Annotated in this window: 7 protein-coding genes and 1 pseudogene; 4 read left to right on the top strand and 4 right to left on the bottom strand. The window is 63.2% G+C overall.

The annotated features are described in order from the left end of the window. Window positions 1–273 precede the first annotated feature (273 nt). Window positions 274–825: a TetR/AcrR family transcriptional regulator gene (locus MF610_RS18745; RefSeq protein WP_242201878.1), complete on the bottom strand. Its 552-nt coding sequence runs from the start codon at window positions 823–825 to the stop codon at window positions 274–276. An 85-nt stretch (window positions 826–910) separates the two neighbouring features. Between MF610_RS18745 and MF610_RS18740 the strand changes: the two genes are divergently transcribed. Next, entirely contained in the window at window positions 911–1,654 is a 744-nt protein-coding gene (locus tag MF610_RS18740) for an SDR family NAD(P)-dependent oxidoreductase (protein WP_242201875.1), read from the top strand. A gap of 150 nt (window positions 1,655–1,804) precedes the next feature. Here the strand turns inward: MF610_RS18740 and MF610_RS18735 are convergent, their stop codons facing one another. Next, on the bottom strand, window positions 1,805–2,938 hold the full coding sequence (locus tag MF610_RS18735) for an NADH:flavin oxidoreductase/NADH oxidase (protein WP_242201873.1): 1,134 nt from the start codon (window positions 2,936–2,938) through the stop codon (window positions 1,805–1,807). A gap of 35 nt (window positions 2,939–2,973) precedes the next feature. Beyond that, complete coding sequence (locus MF610_RS18730) at window positions 2,974–3,891, bottom strand: NmrA family NAD(P)-binding protein (RefSeq protein ID WP_242201871.1); 918 nt, start codon at window positions 3,889–3,891, stop codon at window positions 2,974–2,976. Window positions 3,892–3,912: 21 nt separating this feature from the next. On the opposite strand from MF610_RS18730, the gene MF610_RS18725 reads away from it, so the two are divergent. Then, on the top strand, window positions 3,913–4,917 hold the full coding sequence (locus MF610_RS18725; RefSeq protein ID WP_242201869.1) for a LysR family transcriptional regulator: 1,005 nt from the start codon (window positions 3,913–3,915) through the stop codon (window positions 4,915–4,917). Window positions 4,918–5,059: 142 nt separating this feature from the next. Here the strand turns inward: MF610_RS18725 and MF610_RS18720 are convergent, their stop codons facing one another. Next, window positions 5,060–5,698, bottom strand: coding sequence for a TetR/AcrR family transcriptional regulator (locus tag MF610_RS18720; RefSeq protein WP_242201867.1), 639 nt, complete (start codon window positions 5,696–5,698; stop codon window positions 5,060–5,062). Between the two features lie 84 nt (window positions 5,699–5,782). Between MF610_RS18720 and MF610_RS18715 the strand changes: the two genes are divergently transcribed. After that, window positions 5,783–6,769: an MBL fold metallo-hydrolase gene (locus MF610_RS18715; protein WP_242201865.1), complete on the top strand. Its 987-nt coding sequence runs from the start codon at window positions 5,783–5,785 to the stop codon at window positions 6,767–6,769. A gap of 251 nt (window positions 6,770–7,020) precedes the next feature. After that, window positions 7,021–7,612, top strand: a pseudogene (locus MF610_RS18710) (transposase family protein); the annotation flags it as partial. Between the last annotated feature and the right edge of the window lie 124 nt (window positions 7,613–7,736).

The following is a 7,736-nucleotide window of genomic DNA, read 5'->3' as shown; positions in this document are numbered from 1 at the left end:
TCATACAAGTGCTCGTATGACTGGTCGTAGAACCGAAAATTTCCCGCAACACCCGCGCCCTCGTCAAAGACGACAAGCATCCCGAAGGCTAAGACCACCGCAAGGCGGCCTACCGGCCACGCTTACGACATCGCCAGCTAAGCGGCGGAAGCGACGGACCGCCTGCCCACCTCCGGTGCGCGAAACTGCCAAGAATTCTGGACGGTTGACCGCTATGTCGGCAAGCAACGTGATGCGCGACCTGGAAGATCAGGCAACGCATGTGACCGCAGCTCAACGCACACGAAGGCCTGAGAGGAGCAGGTCGATCAGATGCGCAACCCGCGAAGCGGGCGCATCGTCCTGCTCGACCGCGATGGCGATCGCGCACACAACACAGATGATGTCTTCGAAGTTGACGTCCTTACGGCAGACGCCGGCTTTTTGCGCGCTTTGAAGCAGTCGCTGTCCCTCTGCCGTGATGGCCTTGCAGCCAGGCGTTCCGCATTGGATGACAGTTCCCAGCGAAGCGGCAAGGCTCCGATAGACACTCGTGTTGATCGCGAGTTCCTCGAGAAACTGCCGCATGGCGTCTCCCGGATCATGACCCGTGTCGCGCCCGCGGCTTGCCGCCGCCACTGCCAGGAAACGTTCGTCGTTGGTTGCCGCCAGAAGTGCCTCGCGCGTCGGAAAGCGGCGGTAGAGCGTGCCGATCCCGACCTTCGCTCTCCTCGCGACCTCGTCCAGCGATACGCCGGCACCTCGCTCCAGGAATGCTTCCTCTGCCGCGACGAGGATGCGCTGGCGGTTCCGTTCCGCATCCACTCGTAGCCTAGCCTCGCTCACATCCGTTCGTCCCGTCCTTGCCAAGTGGAGGATGTCTCCATATGACAAGTGGAGCAACCCTCCACTTGATAGAAAGGCTGATCTCATGACGAAGCGATTCGAAGACAAGGTCGTGGTGATTACCGGCGGCTCTGACGGTATAGGACTGGCAACCGCCCATGCCTTCGCGGCGGAGGGTGCGCGGGTGTACATCACCGCGCGGCGACAGCCGTTGCTCGATCAGGCGGTCGATGAGATCGGTCACGGAGCCGTCGGCGTGCAGGGCGACGCCACGAATCTTGCCGACCTTTCGGAGCTGTACGAGCGCATCGAGCGCGATCACGGCAGGATCGATGTAATCTTCGCCAATGCCGGCCTGCACCAGGCCGTCCCGCTCGACGCGATCGACGAAGCCCACTTTGATGCGACGTTCGGCCTTAACGTGAAAGCCATGGTCTTCACCGTGCAGAAGGCCCTGCCGCTGATGAAGAACGGTGGCGTGATCGTCCTCAACGGTTCGATTGCAGGATCCAAGGCATTTCCGGGCCAGTCACTCTACAATGCCAGCAAGGCAGCGGTCCGCTCTTTCGCACGCAGCTGGACCAATGAACTGAAGGAGCGGGGCATCCGCGTGAACGTCGTCTCGCCAGGCGGTACCGAGACCCGCCTGATCCGGAGCTTCTTCGACAGCACGCCAGGAGCTGAAGAAGAGGGCATCAAGGGGGTTCCGCTTGGTCGCCTCGGCCGCCCCGAGGATGTCGCGCGTGCTGTGCTCTTCCTGGCGTCTGACGATAGCAGCTACGTCGCAGGCCATGAACTGTTCGTGGATGGCGGTGTCGCAGCGATCTGACGACGACGATGCACCCGAAGGAGGACAAGCGGTGTGATGCCTGGTCTTCCTTCGGGCGATCTGCGCGTCCCGAAGTGAATGTCGAAGCCGATCATGCATCTTGGCTTCCGTTCGGTCACACCGCCTGCGTCGAGACGCCAGTCGAATTCCTCATGATTCCGGCTGGCCCGGGGGTACCGCCGGTTTTGGTCGGTATCGTTCGAGCCAGTAGGCGTAGGGCGCAGGAAGCGTGGCCCATGATGGACGTTCCATACCCAGCGCCATTGCAGCCGCGAAAGGCCAATGGGGATCGGCGAGCAGCGCCTGGCCGACCTTCACGAGATCGGCTGTGCCGTCCCGGACGGCCGCGTCGGCGACCTCCGGTGTGCCGAGCCCCCAGGCGATCGCCACGGGCAAGTCGGTCTTTCGCCGGACGCGGCTTACAACCGGCGCCATGAATGCAGGTCCCCACGGGATTTCGGCGTCGACCGTCGAGAAGCCGACGCTGACACTGACGAGGTCGATCCCCGCCTCCCGAAACAGCTGGATAAGCGCGATCGCCTCGGCCAGCGTTTCCTCGTCCTGCCCATCATATTCGATGACCCCGAAGCGGATGGTCAGCGGGAGTTCGTCGGGCCACACCTCGCGGACGGCGGCGATGGTCTCGAGCAGAAAGCGCCCGCGGTTCGCGAAGCTCCCGCCGTAGCGGTCCGCTCTTCGGTTGGAATGCTCAGAGAAGAAGCTCTGCGCCAGATAGCCGTGCGCGAAGTGCAGTTCGAGCCACTCGAAGCCCGCATCCAGCGCGCGGCGGGCGGCCGCGACGAAGTCCGCCTGCACGCGCGCCACGTCGGCGACGTTCATCTCCGACGGCACCTTCCACAGCTTCTTGTCGTCGAACGCCAGCGGCGATGGCCCAATGGTCGGCCAGCCGTGGGGGGCGCCATCGGCTATGTGGTCGTCACCCTCCCATGGCCGGTTCGCGCTCGCCTTGCGTCCGGCGTGACCGAGCTGGATGCCGGGCACCGCTCCTGTCGCCTTGATCGCCGCGGCGACCGGCCGCAACGCGTCTGCCTGCCCGTCGTTCCACAGGCCGACATCGCCCCAGGTGATGCGGCCCTCTGGCGATACGGCCGTTGCCTCGACGATGACGAGCCCGGCGCCGCCTGTGGCGAGCTGCGTCAGGTGGGCGACCTGCCATTGACTGACGATCCCATCGGTCGCGGAATACATGCACATGGGCGGCGCGACGATCCGGTTGCGCAAGGTAACGCCCTTCAATGCGAACGGCTCGAACAGGTGCGGCATCTTCTTTCCCTCAGTTCTTGCGGCGGCGAGCGGGATCAATGTCCGATGAAGGCGTCGCGATGCGCCTCGATGAATGCGGGCCAGAGGACCGGAGGTACGCCGACGATCTCTTCGAACGGAAACACATTATCCTGACCCGGCACCTCGTCGCGGGCGAACCGCCCTGCATTCTCGGTCGCACAGGCTGCGTAGGTCGGCTCCATACCCCCGGCGAGCAACGCCTCGCCAAACGCTTCAGGACTATGCATCACCGCGTGGAACGGGCGCCCCAACGTCTCCTCCAGCAGCGTCACGACCTCGGGCACCGTCTTTACGTCGACGGACAGGTCGTACTTGCGGCCGGCGTGGCATGACGGATCCTCGAGCGCCGCAACGCACACCCGGGCGATGTCCTCGGCCGCGACCCACCCGACACGGCCATCGCCGATCGGCGAATGTATCGGCCGTGATCCAGCGTGCCCCCGATCACCCTCGCTCGCGTCGGTGAACGCCTTCCACAGGTTCCCCTGGCCGAGCATGTTCTGCATGAACATGTGCGGAGCGACGTGCGTCCAGCCGAGCCCGCTGCCCTCGATGTAGCGTTCGACATACTGGTGCCAGCCGAAGTGCGGCAGGTCCGTGTCGTCGGGTGCCCATGCCCCCATGTGCACGATGTGCGTGGCACCGGCGGCCTTGCCGTAGTCAATGACGAGTTTGCTCTGCGGCAGCATCGCGACCGTATAGCCGGTGAGGAGGAAGATGCGGTCTATGCCCGTGACCGCCGCTTTCACCGACGCTGCGCTGTCTAGGTCGAGATCCACCGTGGCGACGCCTTGTTCAGCGAACATCCTCGCCTGCTCCGGCTTCCGGACGCCGGCAATCGGCTCGACCAGCCCGCCCGCGGCAAGCTGGTCTACCACGTATTTTCCAACGGTGCTGGTCGCTCCGACGATCAAGGCTCTCACGGTCATCATTCATCTCCGACATCTCCCCAGATGACGGTCAGCAGGCACCGGAAAAAGCAGGTGCGACGATCCACACCGATGACCGTCGGGACGCAATGTCGTACGCTGCAATCTTTTATTGCCTTACCGAAGGTAGTGAACGCGATGGATCTTGCGGCGATCAACGCCTTCGTGTCGGTCGGTGACACGGGAGGCTTTCGGGCAGCAGCCTCATCGCTGGGCATCACGTCCTCCGGCGTGAGCAAGGCAGTGTCGCGCCTCGAAACCCAGCTTGGCGTCACGCTCGTGGCGCGGACAACCCGTTCGGTCCGCCTGACCTCCGCCGGTGCGGCGTTCCATGCGCGTTGCAAGGCGATCCTGGCCGATCTGGATCAGGCAGGGCATGAAGCGGCGGAGGCATCCGTGCTGCCGCAAGGGCGTCTGGTCATCAGCATGTCGACGGTGTTCGGACGCATTCGCGTCCTTCCGGTCATTGCCGAATACCTCCGGCGCTATCCGTTGGTCGAGATCGAGACGCGCCTGAGCGACCGGGTCGTAGATCTGGTGACGGAAGGCGTCGACCTGGCGATACGGATCGGCCATCTGCCTGACTCCGGCCTGATCGCCACCCGGATCGGCTGGACCGGCTACCTTCTGTGCGGTTCACCAGAGTACCTCGCAACTGCCGGGCTGCCCGACCATCCGGACGATCTGCTTCGTCATCAGCTCGTCGGCTTCGTCGCACCCGACACGGCCGTGCGCTTCACCTACCGTTTCATGGTGGATGGCGCGGCCCGGACGATGAGCCTCCCCTCTCGGCTGACCGTGGATGACGGCGAGGCACTTGTCGGTGCCGGCGTGCGGTCTGTGGGATTGGTCATGGCTACCGACTATCTGATGGCGAAGCATCTCGCCGACGGCAGCTTGGTACGGCTCCTACGCGACTTCGAGATGCCGTCCGTGCCAGTCAGCGTCGTTCATGTGCCATCGCGCAATCCGACGCCGGCTGCGCGTGCTTTCGTCACCATGCTGCGCTGGCAGATGGAGAAAAGCTGACGCGCTGGATTCTCGCTTACCGTCTACGAGCGGCTCGCGACTGGCTTCCTGCATTGTGTTCGATCAATCTCGATGAGCGCCTGTTCGACGATCCCGGCAAGGGGCTGCAGTAAAGCGGTGGGGATCGCTCGTCTCAGCGCCTTCAGGCGGGCGCTGTGATCGCCCAGATCATCTCGTCAGCTGCAAGTGCCGCCCGCTGCTGCATCTGTATTTCTGACGCGCCGGGAAGGCCCAACAACACGCGATAGCCGTCTAGGCCAATCAGCCGATTGAAGAATTCCGAGCTGATCTGCTGCCGGCGAGCTGGGCTTAAGGCTGCCGTCTCCGGCCGATCGGCCAGAAAACCGAGAAGCGCTTGTTCGTGTGATCCGATCAAGCCGCGATAGGCCATGTCGCCGAGCTGCGGAAAACGCCGCATCTCCGTCATCACGACGCGAAGGAGGCTCGTAGTCTCCGAGCCGTTCAGTCGCTCCTGAAACATGACGCCGACAAACCGCAGGATGTCGCGTAGCGATTGCTGAAGAACGTCGTCGAGGCGTACGCGCTCCTCCTGGTCCTCGGGATGACAGGCGGTCTCGATCACGGCTGCGAACAGGTCGTCCTTGCCCTCTGCATGCCGATACAGCGTCATGATCGATACGCCGGCTTCTTGAGCGATCCCTTCCATGCTCGCGCCAGCAAAGCCGTCTCGCAGGAAAGCGTCCTTGGCCGCTTTGACGATCGCTGCGCGCTTGCGCGCCATCAGCTTCGCCTTGGGGTTATCAGCCGACCAGTCCTTCACGCGTCATTGACTCCATACGATAATCATGATTATCGCAACGTTCCAAACGATAATCAGCCTTATCGTATGATGAGAGGTGATGGAATGGCAAACTCGAAGGATGCGCGCCCGTTGCTGCAACGGATGCGGCACAATCCAATCCGCAGCTTTCTGGCGCTTGCGGCGATCCTGGTCCTCGCCGCTGCGGCCTGTCTGGCATGGTCTTTCGCGCCCGCCCGCCTTGAGCTTCCTCGCGTTGAGGTCGGCGCGCTACCCGCGGCGTCTCCACCGCCAGGCATGTCGATCAGTGCACTTCCTACCGGCACCTACGAGACCCCGGCCGCGCTGGCTTTCCGCGGCGGTTCCTGGAGCGACACGCGCGCATTCGCAGCAACCGGCATCCTCGTCAGACATCCGAAGGGTGATTTGCTGATCGATACCGGTTTCGGCAAGAATGTGGATCGGCAGCTCGCGCTGCTTCCCTCCTATCAGCGATCGACCCACCATCTTGGCGTCCCGATCGCACGGCAGCTGACGGCCGCGCGTATGCCGCTGCACGATATCATGGGGATCATTCCGACACACACTCATTGGGATCACATCAGCGGGATGGACGATCTCCACGGCATTCCGCTCATGGTGACCGACGCTGGCCACAGGTTCATTGCATCGCGGGCGAAGGGCACAGAGGTCCTGAACGGCCTCGGCGACGTGCAATACCAGCAATATGCCTATAACGGCGGCTCATATCTCGGCTTTCCACAAAGCCATGACGTCTATGGCGATGGCGCCGTCGTGATCGTCCCAGCGCCCGGCCATACGCCGGACTCGATCGTCGTCTTCGTCACCTTGCCCTCAGGGAAGCGCTACGCCTTTCTCGGAGACCTCGTGTGGCAGACTGATGGCCTACGCATCCCTGCTGAAAAGCCTTGGCTCCTCCGGCGCCTCATTGGCGAAAACTACGATGAGACCCGCATCGACCTCGCGCGCATTCGCGCCGCCATTGCGCGGTACCCTCAGCTCACTGCCGTTCCGGCACATGACGGTCGGGCGTTTCGTTCGATTGCCCTCTATCCGGCAAAGACGCGATGACCGGCTACATCGGCTTGCAGAGGAAACCCTTCATGCCCCAACAAACTGCCGTGATCGTCGCCGCATCGCATGGTGGATGCGCCCGCCTGTCACTCCCGTTCGATCGTCGACTGCACCTTTTCCCCGACAAGCGGTCCGGTTGCGGTATCCGGTGAGCGAGGGCTGCGCGGCAGCTTCCGGATCCAACCCCTTAGGTGTTTGATCCCACGGTTTGATGGTGCGATTCTTTCGTTGGAATGGAAGGAAGCCGCATGGGACAGGTTCGTCATGGGTGCGCCACGACCACGCACGCCGTCCGAGCAGCAATACAGCATGTCGCAAGCTTCGTTCGCGACGCCGAGCCGGGAGCTTGGGATCAACCCGAAGACGGTGGCGAAGTGGCGTAAGCGAGCGACGGTCGAGGATCTGAAGACCGGGCCAAAGGCCCCTCATTCAACGACCCTGTCCGAGGCCGAGGAGGCGATGGTTGTGGCGTTCCGACGGCACACGCTGCTGCCGCTCGACGACTGCCTCTACGCCTTGCAGCCGTCGATTCCGCATCTGACCCGGTCAGCGTTGCATCGTTGCCTCCAGCGGCACGGCATCTCCCGCCTGCCAGACGTCGAGGGCAATAAGCCGAAGCGCCAGCGCTTCAAGCGCTACCCCATCGGCTTCTTCCACATGGACATCGCCGAGGTGCAGACCGCCGAGGGCAAGCTCTACCTGTTCGTCGGCATTGACCGCACCAGCAAGTTCGCCGTCACCCAGCTGGTAGACAAGGCTGACAGGCGGACGGCTTGGGAGTTCCTCGAGCACCTCCTGAAAGCCGTGCCTTACCGCATCCACACGATCCTGACTGACAACGTCCTATGTCGGGAAGCAGCGGCGGGTTTTGGCCAGCAGATATCCATGCGCCGACAACCGTCGGCGCGGCATGCAATCTGAGCCAGATGGCTCCCACCGTCAACGGGATCGCTCCCTGCCATAG

This window comes from Sphingomonas hankookensis (genome assembly GCF_022664465.1).
Classification (GTDB): Bacteria; Pseudomonadota; Alphaproteobacteria; order Sphingomonadales; family Sphingomonadaceae; genus Sphingomonas; species Sphingomonas hankookensis.
The sequence above is the reverse complement of the archived record's forward strand: the minus strand, read 5'-3'. Positions and strand labels throughout refer to the sequence as shown.

Bases quoted from the DNA above. Each gene is read 5' to 3' on its own strand.
- MF610_RS18725 (WP_242201869.1), top strand. From the start codon at position 3,913: ATGACGGTCAGCAGGCACCGGAAAAAGCAGGTGCGACGATCCACACCG.
- MF610_RS18740 (WP_242201875.1), top strand. From the start codon at position 911: ATGACGAAGCGATTCGAAGACAAGGTCGTGGTGATTACCGGCGGCTCT.
- MF610_RS18735 (WP_242201873.1), bottom strand. From the start codon at position 2,938: ATGCCGCACCTGTTCGAGCCGTTCGCATTGAAGGGCGTTACCTTGCGC.
- MF610_RS18730 (WP_242201871.1), bottom strand. From the start codon at position 3,891: ATGATGACCGTGAGAGCCTTGATCGTCGGAGCGACCAGCACCGTTGGA.
- MF610_RS18715 (WP_242201865.1), top strand. From the start codon at position 5,783: ATGGCAAACTCGAAGGATGCGCGCCCGTTGCTGCAACGGATGCGGCAC.